This is a genomic window from Isoptericola cucumis (assembly GCF_014635665.1).
GTDB lineage: Bacteria > Actinomycetota > Actinomycetes > Actinomycetales > Cellulomonadaceae > Isoptericola > Isoptericola cucumis.
In genome coordinates this window covers 71,165-93,169 of the sequence record NZ_BMDG01000010.1, presented here as the reverse complement: position 1 = coordinate 93,169, position 22,005 = coordinate 71,165, and the positions used below count along the sequence as shown (strand labels likewise).

Genomic DNA, 22,005 nt, shown 5'->3' with positions numbered 1-22,005 from the left:
CCACCAATGAGGCATGCTCGGACCGCGTCACGACGAGGTCGTCGGCGCGGTCGTACGCAGCAGGGACCCGCCCCCGGCGGGACCGGGACACAGACAGGGAAGTCGACATGGACACCGTCGTCACGAATGCGCCCCAGGACGCGGGCGTCGCCAGCACGTCGCGGCTGCCGGTCACCGAGCACCTCGTCGTCATGGGCGTGTCGGGATCGGGCAAGACCACGATCGCGGGGCTCCTCGCCGAGCGGCTCGGCCACGACCTGGCCGAGGCGGACGAGTTCCACCCGCCCGCGAACATCGAGAAGATGAGCGCCGGCACGCCCCTGACGGACGCCGACCGGGCGCCGTGGCTCGCCGCCATCCGCGAGTGGCTCGACCACGAGTCGGACGCCGGACGGGCGGCCGTCGTCACCTGCTCGGCGCTCAAGCGCAGCTACCGCGACGAGCTGCGCCGAGCCCGCGGACGGGTCCGCTTCGTCCACCTGGACGGGGACCCGGACCTGCTCGCGGAGCGCATCACCCACCGCTCCGGCCACTTCATGCCGCCCACGCTGCTGCCGTCGCAGCTCGCGACCCTCGAGCCGCTGGACGCGGACGAGGACGGGACGACCGTCGACATCGCCGACTCCCCGGACGAGATCGTCGCGTCCGTCGTCGCCTGGCTCGCCGCACGCTGACCGCACCCGCACCCGCACCCGCACCCGCACCCGTCAACGAGGACCTCACATGACCGACGACTGGACCCAGACCCTCACGGCCGGCCCGCTGCTCGCCATCGCCGCGGCGGCCGTCGCCCTCCTGCTCTTCCTCATCATCAAGGTGCGCCTGCACGCGTTCCTCGCGCTCGTGCTGGTCAGCGCGCTGACGGCCGTGGCCGCGGGCCTGCCCTCCGGCGGCGTCGTCGACGTGCTGCTGGACGGCTTCGGCTCCACGCTCGCCTCCGTGGCGCTGCTGGTCGGGCTCGGGGCGATGCTCGGGCGCCTCATCGAGACCAGCGGCGGGACGAAGGTCATGACCGACGTCCTCATCGCCCGCTTCGGCGAGCAGCGGGCGCCGCTCGCCCTCGGCGTCGCCTCGCTCATCTTCGGCTTCCCGATCTTCTTCGACGCCGGGCTCGTCGTGATGCTGCCCATCGTGTTCGCCGTGGCCCGGCGCCTCGGCGGGTCGCTGCTGCTGTACGGGCTGCCCGTGGCCGGCGCGTTCTCGGTGATGCACGTGTTCGTGCCGCCGCACCCGGGCCCCGTCGCGGCGTCGGAGTTCCTCGGCGCGAACGTCGGCACGGTGCTGATCCTCGGCCTCGTCGCTGCCGTGCCGACGTGGTACGTGACCGCCTACCTCTTCGGCAAGCTCGCCGGGCGCCGCTTCGTGCTGCCCGTGCCGGAGATCCTCGGCCGCGCCGACGACGCGCAGGTCGCGAACCCGCCGCGCTTCGGCACGGTCGTGGGCATCCTGCTGCTGCCGCTCGTGCTGATCTTCGCCAACACCGGCCTGGAGACGGCGGCCTCGGCGGGCTGGGTCGACGGCGAGAGCCCGGTCGTCACGTGGGCCGCCGTGATCGGCTCGACACCGATCGCGCTGCTGATCTCGGTGCTGGTCGCCGCCTGGGCGCTCGGCCGTCGCCGGGGCGTGGAGGGCACCGCGCTGGAGAAGACGCTCGACTCCGCGCTGGGCCCGGTGTGCTCCGTCATCCTCATCACGGGCGCCGGCGGCATGTTCGGCGGCGTGCTGCGCTCGTCGGGCATCGGCGACGCGCTCGCCGACGTGCTGGGCGACCTGGGGCTGCCGGTCATCGTGGCCGGGTTCGTCATCGCCGCGGTGCTGCGCGTCGCGCAGGGCTCGGCGACGGTGGCGCTCACCACGGCGGCCGGGCTCGTCGCGCCGGCCGTCGCCGCGGGCGGGTTCAACCCGGTCGAGACCGCCGCGATCGTGATCGCCGTCGCCGCCGGCTCAGTCGTGCTGAGCCACGTCAACGACTCCGGCTTCTGGCTCGTGGGCCGGTTCTTCGACATGGACGTGAAGACCACGCTGAAGACCTGGACCGTCATGGAGACGACGATCGGCCTGATGGGCTTCGGGATCGCCTGCCTCGCCTTCGCCATCGCCTGAGCCGGCGCCCGCCACCCGGTGGAGCAACGAGCGTGCTGACTTGATCCTCAAACGCGCGGTGTGAGGATCAAGTCAGCACGCTCGTTGCTGTTGCTCCGGTGGGTCAGCCGGTGGTGACCGCGGAGTCGGGGCGCAGGTGCTCCACGGCCTCGACGCATTGCCGGGCGATGGCGAGCTCCTCCATCGTGGGGATCACCATCACCAGCGTCGACGTCCAGTCGGGGGAGACGATCCGCTCGCCGCCGGCGGACGCCGTGTTGCGCTCCGGGTCCACGGCGATGCCCATGCCCTCCAGCCCTTCGCAGACGGCGGCGCGCACCACGGCGTCGTTCTCGCCCACGCCCGCCGTGAACGCGACGACGTCCACCCGCCCGAGCAGGGCCGCGTACGCGCCGACGTACTTCTTCAGCCGGTGGATGTACACGTCGAACGCGAGCGCGGCCGCCTCGTCGCCGTCGTCGATGAGCCGGCGCAGCTCGCGGAAGTCGTTCACGCCCGACAGGCCGAGCATGCCGGACCGCTTGTTGAGCAGGGTGTCGAGCTCGTCGATGTCCATGCCGGCGTTGCGGGCGAGGTGGAAGACGACGGCCGGGTCGATGTCGCCGGACCGCGTGCCCATGACGAGCCCCTCCAGGGGCGTCAGGCCCATCGACGTGTCGATCGGCACGCCGCCCTTGACGGCCGAGGCGGAGGCCCCGTTGCCGAGGTGCAGCACGATCGTGTGCAGGTCCTGCACCCGGCGCCCCAGCACGCGTGCGACCTTGCCCGCCACGTACTGGTGGCTCGTGCCGTGGAAGCCGTAGCGGCGCACGTCGTAGGTGGCCGCGACCTCGCGGTCGATGGCGTACGTGTACGCCTCGGCGGGGAGCGAGGAGAAGAACGCGGTGTCGAACACGGCGACGTGCGGCACGTCGCCCAGCAGCTCTCGCGCCACCCGGATGCCCTGCACGTTGGCCGGGTTGTGCAGCGGCGCGAGCGGCACCAGCGCCTCGATGCGGTCCACCACTCCGTCGTCCACCACGACCGGCCCCGAGAACTCCGCGCCGCCGTGCACCACCCGGTGCCCGACGGCGTAGATCCCGGCGTCCGCGAGCCGCGGCCCGATCTCGTCGAACATCCCGAGCGCGAGGCGCAGGGCCTCGCCGTGGTCGGGGACCTCGAGCTCGCGGCGCGTGCGGTTGCCCGCGAACGTGTGCGTGACGATGCCGGACGGCTCGCCGATGCGCTCGACCGTCCCGGCCGCGATCGCCTCGCCGCCCACCGGGTTGACGAGCTGGTACTTCAGCGACGACGAGCCCGAGTTGAGCACCAGCACCGAGCCGTGCGCCCCGTACGCGCTGTACGGGTTCGCCCGTTCGGACTCCGGGACGATGCTCATGCGCTGGCCTCCTGCGACTTCGACTCGGTCCGCGACGCCGGCGGCGCGGGGGCCGGCCCCTGCGCCTGGATCGCGGTGATGGTGACGGTGCTGACGATGTCGGCCACGAGCGCGCCGCGGGACAGGTCGTTCACCGGCTTGTTCAGGCCCTGCAGCACGGGCCCGACGGCGACCGCCCCCGCCGAGCGCTGCACGGCCTTGTACGTGTTGTTGCCCGTGTTGAGGTCGGGGAAGACGAAGACGGTGGCGCGCCCGGCCACCGACGACTCGGGCAGCTTGGACGCCGCGACCGACGCGTCCACGGCGGCGTCGTACTGGATCGGGCCCTCCACGGACAGGTCCGGCCGGCGCTCGCGGACCAGCTCGGTCGCGGAGCGCACCTTGTCGACGTCGGCGCCCGTGCCCGACGTCCCGGTCGAGTACGAGAGCATCGCGACCCGCGGGTCCACGCCGAACTGCGCCGCCGTGGCCGACGACGAGATCGCGATGTCGGCGAGCTGCTCCGCGGTCGGGTCGGGGATGACGGCGCAGTCGCCGTACACGAGCACCCGGTCCGGCAGGCACATGAGGAAGACGGACGACACCACGGACGTGCCCGGGGCCGTCTTGACGATCTCGAACGACGGCCGGATCGTGTGCGCCGTCGTGTGCGCCGCGCCGGAGACCATGCCGTCCGCCAGGCCGAGGTGCACCATCATCGTGCCGAAGTACGACACGTCGGTGACGATCTCCCGCGCCCGCTCCGCCGTCATGCCCTTGTGCGCGCGCAGCCGGGCGTACTCCGCGGCGAAGCGTTCCACGTGCTCGGGGTCGGTGGGGGAGAGCACCTCCGCCGCGGAGATGTCGAGGCCGAGCTCGGCCGCCCGCGCGCGGATCTCCGGTTCGTCGCCGAGGATCACCAGGTCCGCGATCCCGCGGGCCAGCACGGTCGAGGCCGCGCGCAGCACGCGGTCGTCGTCCCCCTCGGGCAGCACGACCCGCTTGCGGTCGGCCCGCGCCCGCTCGATCAGCCCGTACTCGAACATCAGCGGCGTCACGACCGGCGCGCGCGGCAGGTCGAGCCGGGCCAGCAGCGCGCCGCCGTCCACGTGCTGCTCGAAGAGGGCCCGCGCGACGTCGATCTTGCGGCTCGAGGTCACCGTGACGTGCCCGCGCGTCTCGGCGGCCGCCCGCGCCGACTGGTACGTCCCCATCGGCGTCGACACCACGGGCACGCGCGGCCCGAGCGCCGACAGCAGCTGCGCGATCATCCCGTGCGGCACGTAGCCGCCCGTGAGGATGATGCCGGCGAGCGACGGGAACGATGCCGCGGCGTGCGCGGACAGCAGCCCGAGCAGCACGTCGGAGCGGTCGCCGGGCGTGATGACGACGGCGCCGTCGGACAGGTGGTCCAGCACGTGCTCGAACGACATGGCGCCGACGATGAGGTCGAGCGCCTCGCGCTGCAGCAGGTCCGGGTCGCCGAGCATGAGCCGCCCGCCGACCGCCTCGGCGAGACGGCCCACCGTCGGCGCCTGCAGGAACGGCTCCTCGGGGATCGTCCAGACGGGGAGCTCGTCGTCGGCCAGCGAGCGTGCCGCCGGCGTGCCGACGACCGACGGTCCGGACCGGTTGACCACCACGCCCACCGGCTGGGCGTGGTTGGCGCGCAGCTCGGCCAGGCTCAGGCGGACCAGGGCGCGCACGTCGTCGGTCGTGCGCTCGTGCCCGGACACGACCAGCAGCACCGGCGCCGCGAGGTTGGCCGCCACGCGGGCGTTGAACGACAGCTCGGTCGCGCCCGCCACGTCCGTGTAGTCCGTGCCCACCACCACGACGGCGTCGCAGCGCTCGGCGACCGCGTGGTACCGGTCGACGATCCGGGACAGGGCGGCCTCCGGGTCGGCGTGCACCTCGTCGTACGTGACGCCCACCGCCTGCTCGTAGGTGACGTCGACGCCGTCGTGCGACAGGAGCATCTCCAGCACGTGGTCGCGCGGGGCGCCCGCGCCGGCGTCCGACGACGGAGGGTCCGGCACGCGGGACACCGCCCGGTAGACCCCGACCCGCCGGACCTGCCGGACCAGCAGGTCCAGCACGCCCAGCGCGACCGTCGACTTGCCGGTGTCCCCCTCCGGGGACGCGATGTAGATGCTCCTGGTGGTGCGTGCTGCGCTCACGGATGTCCTGTCGTCGTGCGGATGCGGCGGGCCGGTCGTCGCCCGGTGCGCCGCCTACTCGTTGTCGCCGCCGGTCGCGGCCGCCGCGTCGTACTCGGGACCGCCCTTCGCGGTCGCAGTGTCCCCGGCGTCCGGCCACACCCAGTCGCGCACCTCGGGGATGTCCTCGCCGTGCTCGCGCGTGTACTGCCGGGCGGCGAGCCGGGCGTCCACCATCCGCTGCCGCAGGCTCGCGACCTTCGACCCGAGGCCGGGCACCCGGTCGATCACGTCGATCACCAGGTGGTACCGGTCGATGTCGTTGAGCATCGCCATGTCGAACGGCGTGGTGGTGGTGCCCTCCTCCTTGTAGCCGCGCACGTGGATGTTCGCGTGGTTGCGGCGCCGGTAGGTGAGGCGGTGGATGAGCCACGGGTAGCCGTGGTAGTTGAAGATCACCGGGCGGTCGGGCGTGAACAGGCCGTCGAAGTCCTTGTCCGACAGGCCGTGCGGGTGCTCGTGCTCGTCCTGCAGCCGCATGAGGTCGACGACGTTCACGACGCGGACCTTGAGGTCGGGCAGCTCGTGGCGCAGGATGTCGGCCGCGGCCAGCACCTCGAGCGTCGGGACGTCCCCGGCGCAGCCCAGCACGACATCGGGGTCGGTGCCCGGTGTCTCCGTGCCGGCCCAGTCCCAGATGCCCAGGCCCCGCGTGCAGTGCGCGATCGCCTCGTCCATCGACAGGAACTGCGGCGACGGCTGCTTGCCCGCGACGACCACGTTGACGTACTGGCGCCCGCGCAGGCAGTGGTCGTACGTGCTGAGCAGCGTGTTCGCGTCCGGCGGCAGGTACACGCGCACGATCTCGGCCTTCTTGTTGACCACGTGGTCGATGAAGCCCGGGTCCTGGTGGCTGAAGCCGTTGTGGTCCTGCCGCCACACGTGGCTGGACAGCAGGTAGTTGAGGCTCGCGACCGGCCGCCGCCACGGGATGTGGTTGGTGACCTTCAGCCACTTCGCGTGCTGGTTGAACATCGAGTCGACGATGTGGATGAAGGCCTCGTAGCTGGTGAACAGGCCGTGCCGCCCCGTCAGCAGGTACCCCTCGAGCCAGCCCTGGCACTGGTGCTCGCTGAGCATCTCCATGACGCGCCCGGCGCGGGCGAGGTGCTCGTCGACGTCGGGACCGAAGAAGTCGGCGTTCCACTGCTTGTCGGTGACCTCGTAGACCGCCTGCAGCCGGTTGGACGCGGTCTCGTCCGGGCCGAAGATCCGGAAGTTGTCCGGGTTGAGGCGCACCACGTCGGTGAGCCAGGTGCCCAGCACGCGCGTCGCCTCGGCGACGGTCCCGCCGGGGGCGGAGACGTCCACCGCGTAGTCGCGGAAGTCCGGCAGCCGCAGGTCCTTGAGCAGCAGACCACCGTTGGCGTGCGGGTTGGCGCTCATCCGCAGCGCGCCCGCGGGGGCGAGGTCCGCGACGTCGTCGACCAGCCGGCCGCCGGCGTCGAAGAGCTCGTCGGCGCGGTAGGACTCGAGCCAGTCCTTGAGCACCTCGAGGTGCTCGGGCGTGTCCCGGGCGCTCGCGAGCGGCACCTGGTGGGCGCGCCACGAGTCCTCCGTCTTCTTGCCGTCGATGACGGGCGGGCACGTCCAGCCCTTCGGGGTGCGGAAGACGATCATCGGCCACGCGGGGCGGGCGTCGTTCCCCGCGGCGGCGTCGGCCTTGATCCGGGCGATGTGGTCGAGCACCTCGTCGAGCAGGGTCGCGAAGCGGCGGTGCACCGCCGCGTGGTCCTCGCCGTCGAACCCGCCGGTGAAGAAGTACGGGGTGTGGCCGTAGCCGATCATGAGGTCGCGCAGCTCGTCGTCGCTGATGCGCCCCAGCACCGTCGGGTTCGCGATCTTGTAGCCGTTGAGGTGCAGGATCGGCAGGACCACGCCGTCGTTGCGCGCGTTGACGAACTTGTTCGAGTGCCAGCTCGTGGCCAGCGGCCCCGTCTCCGCCTCCCCGTCGCCGACGACGGCCGCCACCAGCAGGTCCGGGTTGTCGAACGCGGCGCCGTACGCGTGGGAGAGCGCGTAGCCGAGCTCACCGCCCTCGTGGATCGACCCGGGCGTCTCCGGTGCCACGTGCGACGGGATGCCGCCCGGGAACGAGAACTGCCGGAACAGGCGCCGCAGTCCCTCGTCGTCCTGCGTGATGTCGGAGTACGTCTCGGAGTAGGTGCCCTCGAGGTAGGTGTTCGCCACGAGCCCCGGACCGCCGTGCCCGGGGCCGGCGACGTAGATCGTGGACTGCTCGCGGGCCTTGATGGCCCGGTTGAGGTGCGCGTACAGGAAGTTGAGGCCCGGCGTGGTGCCCCAGTGGCCCAGCAGGCGCGGCTTGACGTGGTCCCGGGTGAGCGGCTCGCGCAGCAGCGGGTTGTCGAGCAGGTAGATCTGCCCGATCGACAGGTAGTTGGCGGCTCGCCACCATCGGTCGATCTGCTCCACCTGCCCGTCGGACAGGTCGGCGCCCCCGGCGGCGCGCCATGAGGTGCCGGTGCTGGTCGAGACGGTCGTGGTGCTCATCACACGCTCCCTGCGGCTCGGGGTCGGGTCCTCGGGGAGCCGGCCTCGCGGCCCCCGGGGCCTGCGCCTTCATTCCACCGCACCGGACCGCCCGGTGCAGCCCGACACGGGCGGGCCGCGGGCGTGACGTCGATCTGGCGCGCCGTCAGGACGACGGTGCCGGCGCGATTCTGTCGTCGGCCCGGCGCCGTCTACGGTGGTCCCGTGCCCAGCCGCCCGCCCGCCCGCCGGTCCTTCTGGGCGGTGGCCACCCAGCCCCGCCTGATCGGCATCCTGCTGCTCTTCCTGCTCGCCGCGGGGGTGTGCGGACGCCTCGGGGTGTGGCAGCTGGACCGCGCCTACGAGCGGGCCGAGCTCGCCGCCGAGCAGGAGGCCGCGGAGGCCGCCGCCGCGGCGCCCGTGGGTCTCGGGGAGGTGCTGCCGCCGCAGACGTCGTTCCCCGGCGAGCTCGTGGGGCGCGAGGTGCAGGTCACCGGCACGTACGAGCCCGACGGCCAGCGGCTGGTGACCGGCCGCGCGCTCGACGGCCGCTCCGGCTACCTGGTGCTCACGCCGCTGCGGGTGACGGACGACGGCACGGGCGGCGCGTCCTGGTCGGAGCTGTCCGGGCCGCCGGTCGTGCCGGTCGTGCGGGGCTGGGTGGGCTCCCCGGACCCGGGCGAGCCGGCGCTCGGCGTCCCGGCCGGCGAGGTGCAGGTCACCGGCTGGCTCCAGGCCTCCGAGGCGACGCAGGACGGTGCGCCGACCCCTCCCGAGAACCCGGGCGGGCCGCCGCTGGTCGACTCCGTCTCCACCGCCGCGCTCGTCAACGACTGGGGCGGTCCGATCTACTCGGGCTACGTGGTCCTCACCGCGTCCGACCCGGCGCAGACCGCGGAGGCCGACGGCGGGCCGGCCGCGCTGCCCCGTCCGGTCATCGAGGGCGGCACCGGCGTCAACCTGCAGAACTTCTTCTACGCGCTGCAGTGGTGGGTCTTCGGGCTCTTCGCGGTCGCGCTGTGGCTGCGCCTGGTGCGCGACGAGATGGCCGGCGGGCGCCGGGAGCGGTCGCACCGTGGCACCCGCGGCGACGGCAAGGGCGGCGCCGGGACCGACGACCCCGTGGGCACGGGTATCGCGGGCCTGCCCGGCTGAGCCACGTCGCGGAACCTCGACAACGAGCGTGCTGACTTGATCCCCACAGCGCCGGTTTGAGGATCGTGTCAGCACGCTCGTCCTGCGTCTGTCCGTGTCGGTGTCGGTGTCGGCTGCCAGGGTGCCGGGATGGCGACCATCGACCTCAAGCGTGAGCAACGGCTCCACTACCGCGCGACGCAGACGCCTGCGCTCGTGTCCGTCCCGCCCCGGCCGTACCTGCTGGTGGACGGACAGGGCGACCCCAACACAGCGCCCGTCTACCGCGAGTGCGTCGAGAGCCTCTACCCGCTCGCGTACGCGCTGCGGGCGGCGATCAAGGACGCGACCGGTGACGCGTACACGGTGATGCCGCTCGAGGGGCTGTGGTGGGCCGACGACATGAGCCGGTTCAGCGTGGACGCGAAGGACGAGTGGCGCTGGACCCTGATGATCAGCCTGCCGGACGCCGTCGCGCAGGTGGACGCCGCGGCCGTCCTGGCTCGGACGAGCAGCGAGAAGGGCCTGCCCGCGGGCGACCGCGTGCGGCTCGAGCAGTTCGGCGACGGCGACGCGGCGCAGGTGCTGCACGTCGGGCCCATGACGACGGAACCCGCCACCATCGCCGGCCTGCACGACTTCGTCGAGGAGCAGGGGCTCGCCCTGGCCGGCCGCCACCACGAGATCTACCTGTCGGACATGCGCAAGGGTGACCCGGAGCGCTGGCGCACGATCATCCGCCAGCCCGTCGCCCCCAGGTAGCCCTGCCCCTCTGCTTCCAGAACGTGCGTGCTGACTTGATCCTCAAAGCAGCGGTTTGAGGATCAAGTCAGCACGCACGTTGCTGAGACTGTGGATGAACATCCGATGGGGCCGTACGGGTCTGGTCTGCTGGCGCGGTGCCTCGAGCCGCAGACCCCGTGCCGCCGGAACTCCTGGAGATCGCCCGGGTCCAAGCCGGTCTGGTCGCCCTCCGGCAGTGCCTGGCCGTGGGGATGACGCGCGGGCAGGTAGCGCGTCGCGTGGATCGCAAGGACTGGCACCGGGTCGCGCGCGGAGTCCTCGACACCGGAACGGTTCAGGCAGCGACGCTCTCGGAGTCGTACGACCTGCGCCGTCGGCGCACGTCGTTGCTCGGGCCGTTGGCGCACCCGGGAGGTGTCGCCGTCGGTGTCTGCGCCCTGGTGCTGCACGGCGTCCAGGGTGCGCCGATCGACGTCGCCGCGGAGGTCGCGCTCCCCAAGGCCCGACCACGGCCCGGCGACGGGCCGGTCCGGGTCCGCAGGATCCTCGTCCCCGCACCGGTGACCGTGGACGGGATCTCTTGTGCACCGGTGGGGGAGTCCCTGGCGCTCGCGGTACCGGCGTCGGGCCGGCTCGACGCCGTCGCGATGATCGACTCGGCGTGGCATCTCGGGCTGATCGACCAGCCCGGGCTCGTGGTGGCACGAGGGATGACGACCGGGCGTCGAGGCACACGCGCGAGCTGGCCATGGTGGGAGGACTCCGACCCTCGATCGGAGTCGCCGGCCGAGACGTGGGCCCGGATCACGTGCCTGGACCACGGGTGTGCGCCCGACGCCGTCCAGCTGTGGGTCGTGGGGCCGGGCTGGCGCGCCCGGGTCGATCTCGCGTGGTTGCTTCCGGGCGGGCGTCTGCTGGTCGTCGAGGTCGACGGGGCAGACGTGCACTCGCGGCCGGACGCGCTGTTCGAGGACCGGCGGCGGCAGAACCGCATCGCGACCCGGCACACCGTCGTGCGGCGGTACAGCGGCGGCGACGCGCGGAGCGGGCGACTGGCGTCCGAGGTCCGGGCGCTCCTGACGGCGGCGGGCTGGCGACCCCGTCCGATCCCGGAGGGAGCCGTCTACGACATCGAGCGTGCTGGCTTGATCCCCATTCCGTGGGTTTGAGGATCAAGTCAGCACGCACGTTGCCGAGCCGGGGCTCGATGCCGGGCCGGGGCTACTCGTGCTGCCAGCTGTGCCAGAGCCGCGCGTAGTCGCCGCCGGCGGCGACGAGCTCCTCGTGCGGGCCGATCTCGGTGATGCGCCCGCCGTCGACGACGGCCACCCGGTCGGCGTCGTGCGCCGTGTGCAGGCGGTGCGCGATGGCGACGACGGTGCGCCCGGTCAGCACCGCGTTGAGCGAGCGCTCCAGGTGCCGGGCCGCGCGCGGGTCGAGCAGCGACGTCGCCTCGTCGAGCACCAGCGTGTGCGGGTCGAGCAGCACCAGCCGGGCGAGCGCGACCTGCTGCGCCTGCGCCGGGCTGAGCGTGTGCCCGCCCGAGCCGACCTCGGTCGTGAGACCGTCCGGCAGCGCCGCGGCCCAGCCGCCGGCGTCGACGGCGCCGAGCGCCTCCCACAGCGCGTCGTCGCTCGCCGTGGTGTCCGCGAGCCGCAGGTTCTCGGCCAACGACCCGACGAAGACGTGGTGCTCCTGGGTGACCAGCGCGACGTGCTGGCGCAGGTCCTCCAGCGGCAGCTCGACGAGCGGCACGTCGCCCACGGTCACCGTGCCGCCCGTGGGCGGGTGGATGCCGGCGAGCATGCGCCCGAGCGTCGACTTGCCGGCGCCGGACGGCCCGACGACGGCGAGCCGCTCGCCCGGCGCGAGGTCCAGGTCGATGCCGTGCAGCACGTCGTGGCCCTCGCGGTAGGCGTAGCGCACGGCGTGCGCGCGCACCTCCTCCGACGTCGGCACGGCCGTGCCCGCCTCGCGGTCCGGGCCGACGAGCCCGACGCCGACCACGCGCGCGAGCGCGACGGCCGCCACCTGCAGCTCGTCGAGCCAGAACACCAGGTCGAAGACGGGGCCGCCCATCTGGTGGCCGTACATGGCGATCGTCGCCACTGTCCCGACGGACACCAGGTCCTGCGAGACGAGCCAGCCGCCCCACAGGACGACGACGATCGGCGCGATCGCGACGGCCGCGTCGAGGGACGGGATGAGCCGCAGCCGCAGCCCGAGGGTGTACGACTCGGCGTCGAACGCCTCCCGGATGTCGCGGTCGATCCGGCGCCGGATCCGCTCGCCCAGGTGCAGGGCGTCGGTGGTGCGCGCGCCCTCGACGGACTCGGTGATGGAGCCGTTGATCGTCGCGTACGCGGCCGACTCGCGCAGGTAGCCCGGCGTGGCCCGCTTGAGGTACCAGCGGGTCGCGACGGCGATGAGCGGCACTCCCGTCAGCAGTCCGAGGGCGACGAGCGGGGAGGTGAGGAACGACGCGACCAGCGTGAGCACGATCGTCACGACGCACACCAGCACGCGGGGCACGCCGAACCGCACCGCGTGCTGCAGCTTGTTGACGTCGTTCGTGGTGCGGGCCACGAGGTCGCCGGTGCCGGCCTTCTCCACCGTGGACAGCGGCAGGCGGGTGACGGCGTCCATGAACTCCTCGCGGAGGTCGGCGAAGACCTCCTCGCCGAAGATCATCGACAGCCGCTGCGCGTACCGGGTGATGACGGCCTGCGCCACCACGGCCCCCAGCAGGACGAGGGCGAGCTGGTCGACGGCGCCGATCGTCGTGCCGCCGGCGACCTCGTCGATGATGCGGCCCAGCAGGAACGGGCCGACGAGGCCGGCGAGCGCGGCGAGCGTGTGCAGCACCGCCACGCCGCTCAGCTGGCCGCGGTGGCGGCGGAAGAGCCGGCCCACGGTCCGGTTGACCTCGGCGCGGTCGGCGATGGGCAGCTGGTTCGGGTTCATCGTCGTGCCGCTCCTTCCATGCTGCTCCGGTCGGGCTGTCCGTCGGTCTGCTCGTCGTGCCGGTCGCCCTCCTCCGGCCGCTCGTCCTGCTCGTCGGGGCCCGGGTCGGCCATGCTGCGCCCGACGACAGCGCGGTAGGCGGCGCCGTCGGGGTCCGGCCGGCGCAGCAGCTCGTCGTGCGTCCCGCTCGCGGTCACGCGGCCGTCGTCGTCGAGCAGCAGGACCTCGTCCAGGCGGTCGAGGACCAGCGGGCTCGCCGTGACCACCAGCGTGGTGCGGCCGCGCCGCACCTGCGCGACCCGCTCGGCGATCCGCGCCTCGGTGTGGGCGTCCACGGCGCTGGTCGGCTCGACCAGCACGAGGATCTCCGGGTCGGTGAGCAGCGCCCGCGCCAGGGCCACGCGCTGACGCTGGCCGCCCGAGAGGGACCGTCCCTTCTCGGGCAGCTCGCCCGCGAGGCCGCCCGGCACGCTGTCGAGCACGTCGTGGGCGTCGGCCGTGAACATCGCCGCGAGCAGGTCGGCCTCCGTCGCGCGCCCGCGGGCGTCGAGCTCGGTGCCGAGCACGCCCGAGAAGAGGTGCGGGGTGGCCTCCGAGACGACGACGCGCCGGCGCAGCGCCTCCTTGTCGAGGTCGGCGAGGAGCACGCCGCCGAGCCGGACCGGGGTGGCGGCCTCGGCCTCGTCGTCGAACCGGCCCAGGCGGGTCGCCACGGCGGCCGAGGCGTCCGGGTCGGCGCCGACCAGACCGACCACGCGGCCGGGGCGCAGCCGCAGCCCGCTCGTCTCGTCGACGAGCTCGGCCCCGGCGGACGGCGCCTCGGCCGGGTCGGTCGCGACCGGCGTGGCCTCCGTGACCCGCAGCACGTCGAGGATCTTGCGCGACGAGATCACGGCCCGGATGACCATCTGCAGCATCTGGGTCGCCATCTGCACGGGCCACGCGAGGAACGCCGCGTACCCGTAGAACGTGACGAGCTGGCCGCCGGTGATCTCGCCGCGCACGGCGGCACGGGCACCCAGCCACAGCACGGCGACGGCGAGGAGACCCGGCAGCAGCACCTGCAGCCCGTCGAGCACCGACTGCAGCACGGCCACCCGCACGCCCTGGCGGCGCACCTCCTGCGACTGGCGGGCGTAGCGCCCGGCGAAGACGTCCTCGCCGCCGATGCCGCGCAGGATGCGCAGCCCGGAGACGGTGTCCGAACCCAGCGACGTGAGGCGGCCCGTGGCCTCGCGCTGCGTCGTCTGGCGGGACTGCAGGGGCTTGACCAGCAGGCCGAGCACCGCGGCGACGACGGGGACGCCCAGCGCGAGCACGAGACCGAGCTGCAGGTGCGCCGAGAGCATGATCGCCACGACGACCGCGTACGCCATGGCCCCGCCGGCGAACCTGCCGACCATCGAGTACATGTCGCCGACGCGCAGGGCGTCGTTGGCGACGGCGGCCACGACCTCGCCGGTGGGCAGCTTGCGCGTGATCGCGTGCCCGCTGCGCGAGGCCTTGTAGCCGACGAGCTGGGAGAACGACAGCGACGCGCGCACCCAGTTCTCGACGTCCCAGATGTGGTTGTAGATGCCGGCGACGACGATCACGCCGGCGGCGAGCAGCATCGCGCCGCACCAGGCGAACAGCGGGCCGGAGAACCCCTGGCTCAGGCCCTCGTCGATCGCGCGCCCGATGAGCAGCGGCGCCGCCGCCGACGCCAGCATCGCGACGACCCCGGCGACCAGCGACTTCGCGAGCACGTCGCGCTGGCGCCAGCCCTGCCAGGCCAGGAGCCGGGCGGGGGACGCCAGGGGAGGGGTGCCCACGTCGGGCTGGGGGAGGGGTCGCACGATCGTCCAGCCTACGGAGGGCCCCCGACACCGGGCCACGGATTAACCGGCGGTCCTGGCGGGCCCGCGCCGACGCCTACGATGCTGGGGTGAGCACGCCGCAGCAGACCCCCGGACCCGACGATCCCGCGGTGGGGCAGGCCACCCACGAGCAGGCCACGACCGCCATCCGCAAGGCGCGGGGCGCCCTGTCGCGCTACCGGTTCATGGCGATCCTCACCGGCGTGATGCTGCTGGTGCTGTGCGTGGAGATGTTCTTCAAGTACGTGGTCCCGGTCGAGGTCGTCGTGGACTACATGGGCTGGGTGCCGTTCGCCCACGGCTGGATCTACGTCGTCTACCTCGTCACCGTCCTCGACCTGTGGGCCAAGATGCGCTGGAGCTTCGGCCGCCTGGTGACCATGGTGCTCGCCGGCGTGGTCCCCGTGATGTCGTTCGTGCTCGAGAAGCGCGTGCACGCCGACGCCGACGCCAAGCTCGTCGCCCTCGCCGAGCGCTACGACGTCGCCGGCTGACACCCGCGGGGCCCGATGGGTATCACTCCCCATGGGCTGACCTGGCGCGACACGGTCGTCGCGTGCCACTGTGAGCGCGCTCCGACGCTTGCGAGGGGCAACCCTGACGACTCCTGGAGGACCGTGAACACGCGCGCCCTTACCACCGCCGCTGCCCGACTCGCCGCGGCGCTGACCGTGACCGTGGCGCTCGCCGCCGGATGCTCCGGAGGCGGGGACGCCGCCGGCGGGGGCGAGGCCACCCCTGAGGCTGACGGCGCGACGCCGGCCGCTGCCGGCACCGCGAACCCCGGCGACGGCGAGATGGCCACGAAGACCACCGCGACGCCGCACGGTGGCGGCGACGAGTGGGGCGGCGAGGTCACGATGACCCTGCGCACCGTCGAGGTCGCCGACGGCACCATGACGGTGCGCTGGGCGCTGCGGTGGGACGACGACGAGGCGCCCGCGGACGCCGGCGCGAGCTACTACGACATGGGGCTCGAGCCGAGCACCGCGGTCACCGACCGGGAGAACCTCAAGCTCTACCGGCCCTTCTGCACCGAGGGCTCGTGGCAGGCCGAGACCGTGTCCGCCGGCGACGCGCAGCTCGAGCAGATGAAGTGCCGGGACTCCATGCTCGTCTCGCCGCTCGAGAACATCGAGTTCAAGTTCCCGAACCACGGCACCGTCGAGTCGTGGGCGGTGCTGCCCGCGCCCGAAGGGAAGCCGGGGCAGGTCGACGTCGCGCCCGTCGAGGGCCTGCCGATGTTCACCGACGCCACCGTCACGTACGCCGACGGGGCGGCGGAGTGAGCACGGTCCGCCGCGTCGTCCCGCTCGTCACCGCCGTCGCGCTCGTGGTGACCGGCGCCCCGGCCACCGTCGCCACGGCGTCGACCCAGGACCCGACCGCCACGTCGTCGGCTGGCGCCGGCGAGCCCGACCCGGAGCTGGTGGAGGAGGCGGACGCCGCCGTCGTGGAGGACGGCGAGCGCATCGGTGCCGCGACGACGACCCCAGAGATGGTCGCCGACGCGACGTTCGACCTGCGGGCCGACGACTCGACGTTCGCCCTGCGCCCCGAGGACTCGACCACGAGCCTGCGGCGCGAGCGCGAGGAGGCCGACGCGAAGGTCGTCACGCTCACCTCGGACCTGCTGTTCGACTTCGGCGAGGCGAAGCTCTCCGCGCAGGCGGAGGCCGCCGTCGCGGACCTGACGGGCGAGATCCCCGACGGCGCGACCGTCCACGTCGACGGGTACACCGACTCCGTGGGCGAGGACGCGTTCAACCAGAAGCTCTCGACGAAGCGGGCGGACGCGGTCGCGGACGTCCTCGGCGCCGAGCGACCGGACCTCGAGGTCGACGTCGCCGGGCACGGCGAGGACGACCCCGTCGCCGAGAACGAGGTCGACGGCGAGGACAACCCGGCCGGCCGGGCGCTCAACCGCCGGGTCGAGGTGACGTACCCCGCGTCGTGACCTGCCCGGTCACCCGGCCGTGCTGCCCGGATGTGCTGCCCGGATGTGCTGCCCCGTCAGCGGGACCCGCCGCCGGCGGGGCGGCGCATCGACCAGGTGCGCGGTCCGCCGTCGGGCAGGTCGTACTCGGCCACGGTGACGAAGCCGAGCCGCTCGTAGAGCCGGACGTTGCGCTCGAGGGACGTCTCGAGGAACGCGGGCACGCCCTCGGCGTCGGCGGCGCGCAGGCCCTCGGCCACGACCGCGCCGCCGAGCCCGCGGCCCTGCGAGCCGGGGTGCACGCCCACCGTGCCGAGGAACCAGGCGGGCTCCTGCGGGCGGTGCACGCCCATGGCCTCCTCGGCCGATGCCTGCGCCGCCGCCCGGTCGCCCGCGAGCTCGGTGAGCCGCGGGCCGAGGGCGGCGAGCACCGCGAGGTCCGTGCGCGGCGTGGTCCACACGGCCACGGCGTCCACGTCGTCCGACACGTGCACCACGCCGTGCGGCAGGCCCACCTCGGCGACGAAGATCCGCTGGAAGGCGCGCAGGCGGTCGGCGTGGTGGTCCGCCGACACCGTGTGGCGGGTGAAGGGGTAGTCGGCGAAGGCGGCGGCGAGCGTGTCGCTCGCCCGGTCCACGTCGGCAGGGGTGGCAGGTCGCACGGTTCATCGTCTCTCGCTCGAAGGGAGGGGGCGCACGTCACCCTAGGCGAGGGCGGTGCCCGCGCGGGTGACGACTATCCTGGTCCGGTGACGTCTCCCGCCGCCGCCCCCGACAGCCCCGCCAGCCCGCCGACGACGCCCCGCCCCGTCCTCGTCGTGGACTTCGGCGCCCAGTACGCCCAGCTCATCGCGCGCCGCGTGCGCGAGGCGAAGGTCTACTCGGAGATCGTGCCGCACACGTTCACCACCGAGCAGATGCTCGCGAAGGACCCGGCGGCGATCATCCTGTCGGGCGGCCCCTCGTCGGTGTACGCCACGGGCGCGCCGTTCGTGGACCCGAAGCTGTTCGAGGCGGGCGTGCCGGTGCTCGGCATCTGCTACGGCTTCCAGGCGATGGCGCAGGCCCTCGGCGGCACGGTCGCCCAGACCGGGGCGCGCGAGTACGGCGGCACCGAGGTCGAGGTGTGCGAGGCGGGCGTGCTGCTCGCGGGCACGCCCGACCACCAGACCACCTGGATGAGCCACGGCGACTCCGTGCACGCGGCCCCCGAGGGCTTCGAGGTGCTGGCCACGTCGTCCGGGTCGCCCGTCGCGGCGTTCGAGGACACCGGCCGCCGCCTGTACGGCGTGCAGTGGCACCCCGAGGTCAAGCACTCCGCGCACGGCCAGGCCGTGCTGGAGAAGTTCCTGTACTCCGGTGCGGGCCTGACGCCCGACTGGACGCCCGGCAACGTCGTCGCCGACCAGGTCGCGGCGATCCGGGCGCAGATCGGCGACGCGCGCGTCATCTGCGCGCTGTCCGGGGGCGTGGACTCCGCGGTCGCCGCCGCGCTGGTGCAGGAGGCCGTGGGCGACCAGCTCACCTGCGTGCACGTGGACCACGGCCTGATGCGGGCGGGCGAGGTCGAGCAGATCGAGCGGGACTTCGTCGCGGCCACCGGCGTCAACCTCGTCATCCGCGACGAGCGGGAGCGCTTCCTGGCCGCCCTCGACGGCGTGCGCGACCCGGAGACCAAGCGCAAGATCATCGGCCGCGAGTTCATCCGCGTCTTCGAGGACGCGCAGCGGGACATCGTCGCCGCGGCGGGCGAGCACGGCGCCGAGGTCAAGTTCCTCGTGCAGGGGACGCTGTACCCCGACGTCGTCGAGTCGGGCGGCGGCGAGGGCGCGGCCAACATCAAGAGCCACCACAACGTGGGCGGCCTGCCCGACGACCTGCAGTTCGAGCTGGTCGAGCCGCTGCGCACCCTGTTCAAGGACGAGGTCCGCGCCGTGGGTCGCGAGCTCGGCGTGCCGGAGGAGATCGTCTCCCGTCAGCCGTTCCCGGGCCCGGGGCTCGGCATCCGCATCGTCGGCGAGGTGACGGCCGAGCGCCTGGAGACGCTGCGCAAGGCGGACGCCATCGCCCGCGAGGAGCTCACCAGGGCGGGCCTCGACGGCGAGATCTGGCAGTGCCCGGTCGTGCTGCTCGCCGACGTGCGCTCCGTGGGGGTGCAGGGCGACGGACGCACCTACGGGCACCCGATCGTGCTGCGGCCCGTGTCGTCCGAGGACGCCATGACGGCCGACTGGACGCGCCTGCCCTACGACGTGCTGTCCGTCATCTCCACCCGCATCACCAACGAGGTGAGCGAGGTCAACCGCGTGGTCCTCGACGTGACGAGCAAGCCGCCGGGCACCATCGAGTGGGAGTGAGCGGCGCGACGCCGTGACACGAAGGGACCTGCCTCCGCCGCTGCGGAAGCAGGTCCCTTCGTCGGTCCGGACCGTCGGTCCGGTTCGCGGGTCGGGTCAGGAGATGCGGAACGAGTTGGCCCGGTCGTTGAACGCGAGCAGGTTGTCGCGGTGGATGAAGCCGGACGTGGCGCCGGTCTTGTTGTTGCCGTTGTAGAGCTTCACGTCGCAGCTGTTGTACGTCTTGACCGAGCTGACGCGGTTGGAGAGGGCCGAGCCCAGGTTGGCCCCGCCCTCGTTGTCGCCGGTGCCCCCGGAGCAGCCGACGCGGTACGCCGGGTTGAAGACGACGACCTGGAACCCGCCGAAGTCCTTGTGCTGGTACAGCCGGGCCACGACGAGCCCGGTGCCCGGCTTGGCGTTCTTGCAGCCGAACGTGCCGTCCCGGACGGCGCAGTAGTAGGTGCTCCGCGCGGCCGCGGCGGAGATCTTGAGGTCCTCGACCATGACCGGCTTCTCGCTGGTCACGGCCTCGACCTGGACGGGCGTGCCGTCGCCGTCCGGTGCGGCCGCGGCCGAGGTGCCGCCCAGCCCGAGCGAGACCAGCCCGACGAGGCTGACGACGGCCCCGGCGACGGACGTCCGGATCGTGCGGTGACGTGTGGTGGTGCGCATACCGTTCTCCTCACCTCTGCCGACGACCCCCGTCGCCGGTCACATGGTGTGATGAGGCACACGTCCGGCGGCCTGATACGTCGGCGCCCCCACGAGGGGGCCCGGGCGGGCCCAGCGCGACGGTGGGGACGGAGGGACGGCTCAGGCGACCAGGGCCGCCGCGCGGGCGTACGCGTCCTCGACGTCGGCCAGCACGCGGGGCCAGGACGTCGCGAGCTCGGCGGTGCGGTTGTGCGCGATGATCGCGTCCAGCAGCGCCGGCTCGCGCACGAGGCGCACCAGCGCGCCGGCCATCGCCTCGTCGTCGTCCACGAGCAGCGCGTCCCGACCGTCCACGAGGCGCTCCGCGACCCCGGACTGCGACCGGCTGACGACCGCGAGGCCGGCGGCCTGCGCCTCGAGCGCGGCGATGCCGAAGGCGTCCTGCACCGCGGGGGCGACGAAGACGTCGGCGCGCACGTACAGCCGCTTGAGCTCGGTCGGGCTGAGCCGCCCGACGAGCCGGACCACGTCGGACAGGCCGCGCTCCCGCACCCAGCGCCGGGCCTCGGCGAGCTGGGGGCCGTCGCCGCCGACGGTGGCGACGAGCCCGCCCGGCACCTGACCCGCGGCGGCTGCGACCGCCTCCAGCATCGGCAGCACGCGCTTGCGCGGGGCGAACCGCGTGGCCGACACCACGTGCACCTCCGAGCCCTCGGCACGCTCGCCGCGCTCGGTGCGCGGCAGCCGCCAGCTCTCGACGTCGATGCCGTTGCCGAGCACGCAGACGCGGTCGGCCGCGGCCTCCGGGCCGAGGCGGCGCCCGACGACGCGGCGCAGGGGGTCGGCGGTCAGCTCGCTCACCGCCGACCACTGCACCGGCCACGCGGACCAGCGGGTCACCGCGTCGAGGGCGGCGAACGCGCGCTCCCAGCCGCCCCAGACGGAGTGCACGGTCGCGACGGCGGGCAGGCCCCGGCGGGTCACGGCGCGCAGGGCCAGCTCGACCGTGGGTGCGAGCACCCCCAGGTGCAGGTGCACGACGTCGGGACGCCGACCGGCCGCCTCGAGGTCGCGCAGCCGGTCGAGCACGTGCCGGGTCGAGCGCGGGTGCACGGGGTACCCGCCCGGCACGCGCGCGGCCACCCGGTGGACGGTCACCCCGTCCGTGCCCCGCTCGGTGCCGACGCCGTGCGCGCCGCGGGCCGCCGGGGTCGTCGTGATCACCTCCACGTCGTGACCGGCCTCCGCCTGCCGGCGGGCGAGCCGGGCGACCTGGGTCTCGATGCCCCCGAGCAGGGGGAGGTAGGAGTCCGACACGTGGGTGATGCGCACCCGGTCATCCTTCCATCAGGGGCCGGTTCCCTCGGCCGACCTGCACCGTCGCCGTGTCGCCGCCGCGCCGGGGCCCGCGGCCCGGGCTAGCGTGGGCGACGAAGCGAGTGCCGCGAGCCGCAGCGTGAACCCGAAGGAGGGCCATCATGTCGAGCACGGTCACCATCCGACCCACCAGGGGCGTCCGGGGGGTCGGGATGATCTCGATCATCGCGGGCATCCTCCTGATCGTGGCCGGCGCCGCCGTCTGGATCGTCGTCTCCCAGACGCTCGCCGACGAGCAGATCACCGTGTCGGACGACTCGACGTTCCTGGGCGGGGCGTTCGCGGGCGACCGCGTCGCGGGCCCGCTCTCCGCCTATGCGCAGGCCGACGTCATCGCCATGCACGCCACCGGGATGGCGGACGGCCAGACGTACGCCCAGCTGCCGCAGGACGACCCGGTGCGCGAGGACGTGATGAACGCGTCGTTCCTCCGCGCGTCCCTGTTCACGTCGGTCGTCGCGTTCGGCGTGTGCGCCCTGGTCATCGGCCTGGGGATCCTGTTCGTCCTCGTCGGCGGTGCGCTACGGGGCCTCGCCGGCGGACCGCAGGTGGCGGTGGAGACCCCCGGCCTCTCGTCGCGGGGCGACCTCTCGGCCGGGCCCCGGCACGCCGACGCTCCGCCGCAGCCCGCGCCTCAGCCGGCGCCGCATCCCGGGCCCCCGCCGTCCCGGCCGACCACGCGGGCGACGCCGCAGGCCCCGCCCGCCACGGCCGGGAAGACGGCGGACGGGACGTCCGTCATGCCGCCGGCCCCGCCCGCGCCGCCCGCCGGCCCCGGCTCCGACGCCCCGCCGCCCGCCGCGCCGGGCCCGAGAGCCTGACGACCCGC

18 protein-coding genes are annotated in these 22,005 nt (G+C 73.7%); 10 read left to right on the top strand and 8 right to left on the bottom strand.

The annotated features are described in order from the left end of the window. Positions 1-107 precede the first annotated feature (107 nt). Positions 108-674 (top strand): gluconokinase, encoded by a 567-nt coding sequence (locus tag IEW03_RS14640; RefSeq protein ID WP_188524442.1) that lies wholly within the window; start codon positions 108-110, stop codon positions 672-674. Between the two features lie 49 nt (positions 675-723). Beyond that, complete coding sequence (locus IEW03_RS14635) at positions 724-2,103, top strand: GntP family permease (protein WP_188524441.1); 1,380 nt, start codon at positions 724-726, stop codon at positions 2,101-2,103. A 103-nt stretch (positions 2,104-2,206) separates the two neighbouring features. Here IEW03_RS14635 and IEW03_RS14630 read toward each other — a convergent pair whose 3' ends face one another. The 3 genes from IEW03_RS14630 to IEW03_RS14620 are packed head-to-tail and all read right to left on the bottom strand — an operon-like array spanning position 2,207 to position 8,190. Next, on the bottom strand, positions 2,207-3,481 hold the full coding sequence (locus tag IEW03_RS14630) for an acetate/propionate family kinase (protein WP_188524440.1): 1,275 nt from the start codon (positions 3,479-3,481) through the stop codon (positions 2,207-2,209). After that, positions 3,478-5,640 (bottom strand): phosphate acetyltransferase, encoded by a 2,163-nt coding sequence (gene pta / locus IEW03_RS14625; protein ID WP_188524439.1) that lies wholly within the window; start codon positions 5,638-5,640, stop codon positions 3,478-3,480. The genes IEW03_RS14630 and pta overlap by 4 nt, the downstream gene beginning before the upstream one ends. A 54-nt stretch (positions 5,641-5,694) precedes the next feature. After that, positions 5,695-8,190 carry a phosphoketolase family protein gene (locus IEW03_RS14620; RefSeq protein WP_188524438.1) on the bottom strand — a complete coding sequence of 832 codons (2,496 nt, stop codon included), beginning with the start codon at positions 8,188-8,190 and terminating at the stop codon, positions 5,695-5,697. A 204-nt stretch (positions 8,191-8,394) separates the two neighbouring features. Here IEW03_RS14620 and IEW03_RS14615 point away from each other — a divergent pair, with 204 nt between their 5' ends. The 3 genes from IEW03_RS14615 (at position 8,395) to IEW03_RS14605 (ending at position 11,216) form a co-directional block, all read left to right on the top strand. Then, entirely contained in the window at positions 8,395-9,324 is a 930-nt protein-coding gene (locus tag IEW03_RS14615) for an SURF1 family protein (protein ID WP_188524437.1), read from the top strand. Between the two features lie 129 nt (positions 9,325-9,453). Further along, complete coding sequence (locus tag IEW03_RS14610; protein WP_188524436.1) at positions 9,454-10,065, top strand: GyrI-like domain-containing protein; 612 nt, start codon at positions 9,454-9,456, stop codon at positions 10,063-10,065. A 260-nt stretch (positions 10,066-10,325) separates the two neighbouring features. Further along, entirely contained in the window at positions 10,326-11,216 is an 891-nt protein-coding gene (locus tag IEW03_RS14605; protein ID WP_188524435.1) for a putative endonuclease domain-containing protein, read from the top strand. A 52-nt stretch (positions 11,217-11,268) separates the two neighbouring features. Here IEW03_RS14605 and IEW03_RS14600 read toward each other — a convergent pair whose 3' ends face one another. After that, on the bottom strand, positions 11,269-13,011 hold the full coding sequence (locus IEW03_RS14600) for an ABC transporter ATP-binding protein (protein ID WP_188524434.1): 1,743 nt from the start codon (positions 13,009-13,011) through the stop codon (positions 11,269-11,271). Next, positions 13,008-14,849 (bottom strand): ABC transporter ATP-binding protein, encoded by a 1,842-nt coding sequence (locus IEW03_RS14595; RefSeq protein ID WP_188524433.1) that lies wholly within the window; start codon positions 14,847-14,849, stop codon positions 13,008-13,010. Before IEW03_RS14595 ends, IEW03_RS14600 begins: the two co-directional genes overlap by 4 nt. An 89-nt stretch (positions 14,850-14,938) precedes the next feature. Between IEW03_RS14595 and IEW03_RS14590 the strand changes: the two genes are divergently transcribed. From IEW03_RS14590 to IEW03_RS14580, 3 genes are all read left to right on the top strand, one after another. Beyond that, complete coding sequence (locus tag IEW03_RS14590) at positions 14,939-15,364, top strand: DUF3817 domain-containing protein (protein WP_371870631.1); 426 nt, start codon at positions 14,939-14,941, stop codon at positions 15,362-15,364. 123 nt (positions 15,365-15,487) lie between these two features. After that, positions 15,488-16,159, top strand: a complete 672-nt coding sequence (locus IEW03_RS14585; protein ID WP_188524432.1) for a hypothetical protein — start codon at positions 15,488-15,490, stop codon at positions 16,157-16,159. Then, positions 16,156-16,827 carry an OmpA family protein gene (locus IEW03_RS14580; protein ID WP_188524431.1) on the top strand — a complete coding sequence of 224 codons (672 nt, stop codon included), beginning with the start codon at positions 16,156-16,158 and terminating at the stop codon, positions 16,825-16,827. The genes IEW03_RS14585 and IEW03_RS14580 overlap by 4 nt, the downstream gene beginning before the upstream one ends. A gap of 56 nt (positions 16,828-16,883) precedes the next feature. Here the strand turns inward: IEW03_RS14580 and IEW03_RS14575 are convergent, their stop codons facing one another. Then, complete coding sequence (locus IEW03_RS14575) at positions 16,884-17,468, bottom strand: GNAT family N-acetyltransferase (protein ID WP_188524430.1); 585 nt, start codon at positions 17,466-17,468, stop codon at positions 16,884-16,886. A gap of 87 nt (positions 17,469-17,555) precedes the next feature. Here IEW03_RS14575 and guaA point away from each other — a divergent pair, with 87 nt between their 5' ends. Further along, positions 17,556-19,163: a glutamine-hydrolyzing GMP synthase gene (gene guaA / locus IEW03_RS14570; RefSeq protein WP_188524429.1), complete on the top strand. Its 1,608-nt coding sequence runs from the start codon at positions 17,556-17,558 to the stop codon at positions 19,161-19,163. Positions 19,164-19,259: 96 nt separating this feature from the next. Here guaA and IEW03_RS14565 read toward each other — a convergent pair whose 3' ends face one another. Together IEW03_RS14565 and IEW03_RS14560 are read right to left on the bottom strand one after the other, a co-directional pair. Beyond that, on the bottom strand, positions 19,260-19,817 hold the full coding sequence (locus IEW03_RS14565; protein WP_188524428.1) for a hypothetical protein: 558 nt from the start codon (positions 19,815-19,817) through the stop codon (positions 19,260-19,262). Positions 19,818-19,958: 141 nt separating this feature from the next. Further along, on the bottom strand, positions 19,959-21,131 hold the full coding sequence (locus IEW03_RS14560) for a glycosyltransferase family 4 protein (RefSeq protein WP_188524427.1): 1,173 nt from the start codon (positions 21,129-21,131) through the stop codon (positions 19,959-19,961). Positions 21,132-21,277: 146 nt separating this feature from the next. On the opposite strand from IEW03_RS14560, the gene IEW03_RS14555 reads away from it, so the two are divergent. Next, a complete protein-coding gene (locus IEW03_RS14555; protein WP_188524426.1) occupies positions 21,278-21,997 on the top strand; it encodes a hypothetical protein in 720 nt (239 codons plus the stop codon). The last annotated feature ends 8 nt before the right edge of the window (positions 21,998-22,005 follow it).

Excerpts from the sequence above, each read along its gene's own strand:
- IEW03_RS14640 (WP_188524442.1), top strand. The coding sequence starts at position 108 with ATGGACACCGTCGTCACGAATGCGCCCCAGGACGCGGGCGTCGCCAGC.
- IEW03_RS14620 (WP_188524438.1), bottom strand. The coding sequence starts at position 8,190 with ATGAGCACCACGACCGTCTCGACCAGCACCGGCACCTCATGGCGCGCC.
- IEW03_RS14600 (WP_188524434.1), bottom strand. The coding sequence starts at position 13,011 with ATGAACCCGAACCAGCTGCCCATCGCCGACCGCGCCGAGGTCAACCGG.
- IEW03_RS14555 (WP_188524426.1), top strand. The coding sequence starts at position 21,278 with ATGTCGAGCACGGTCACCATCCGACCCACCAGGGGCGTCCGGGGGGTC.
- IEW03_RS14610 (WP_188524436.1), top strand. The coding sequence starts at position 9,454 with ATGGCGACCATCGACCTCAAGCGTGAGCAACGGCTCCACTACCGCGCG.
- IEW03_RS14565 (WP_188524428.1), bottom strand. The coding sequence starts at position 19,817 with ATGCGCACCACCACACGTCACCGCACGATCCGGACGTCCGTCGCCGGG.
- IEW03_RS14630 (WP_188524440.1), bottom strand. The coding sequence starts at position 3,481 with ATGAGCATCGTCCCGGAGTCCGAACGGGCGAACCCGTACAGCGCGTAC.
- IEW03_RS14635 (WP_188524441.1), top strand. The coding sequence starts at position 724 with ATGACCGACGACTGGACCCAGACCCTCACGGCCGGCCCGCTGCTCGCC.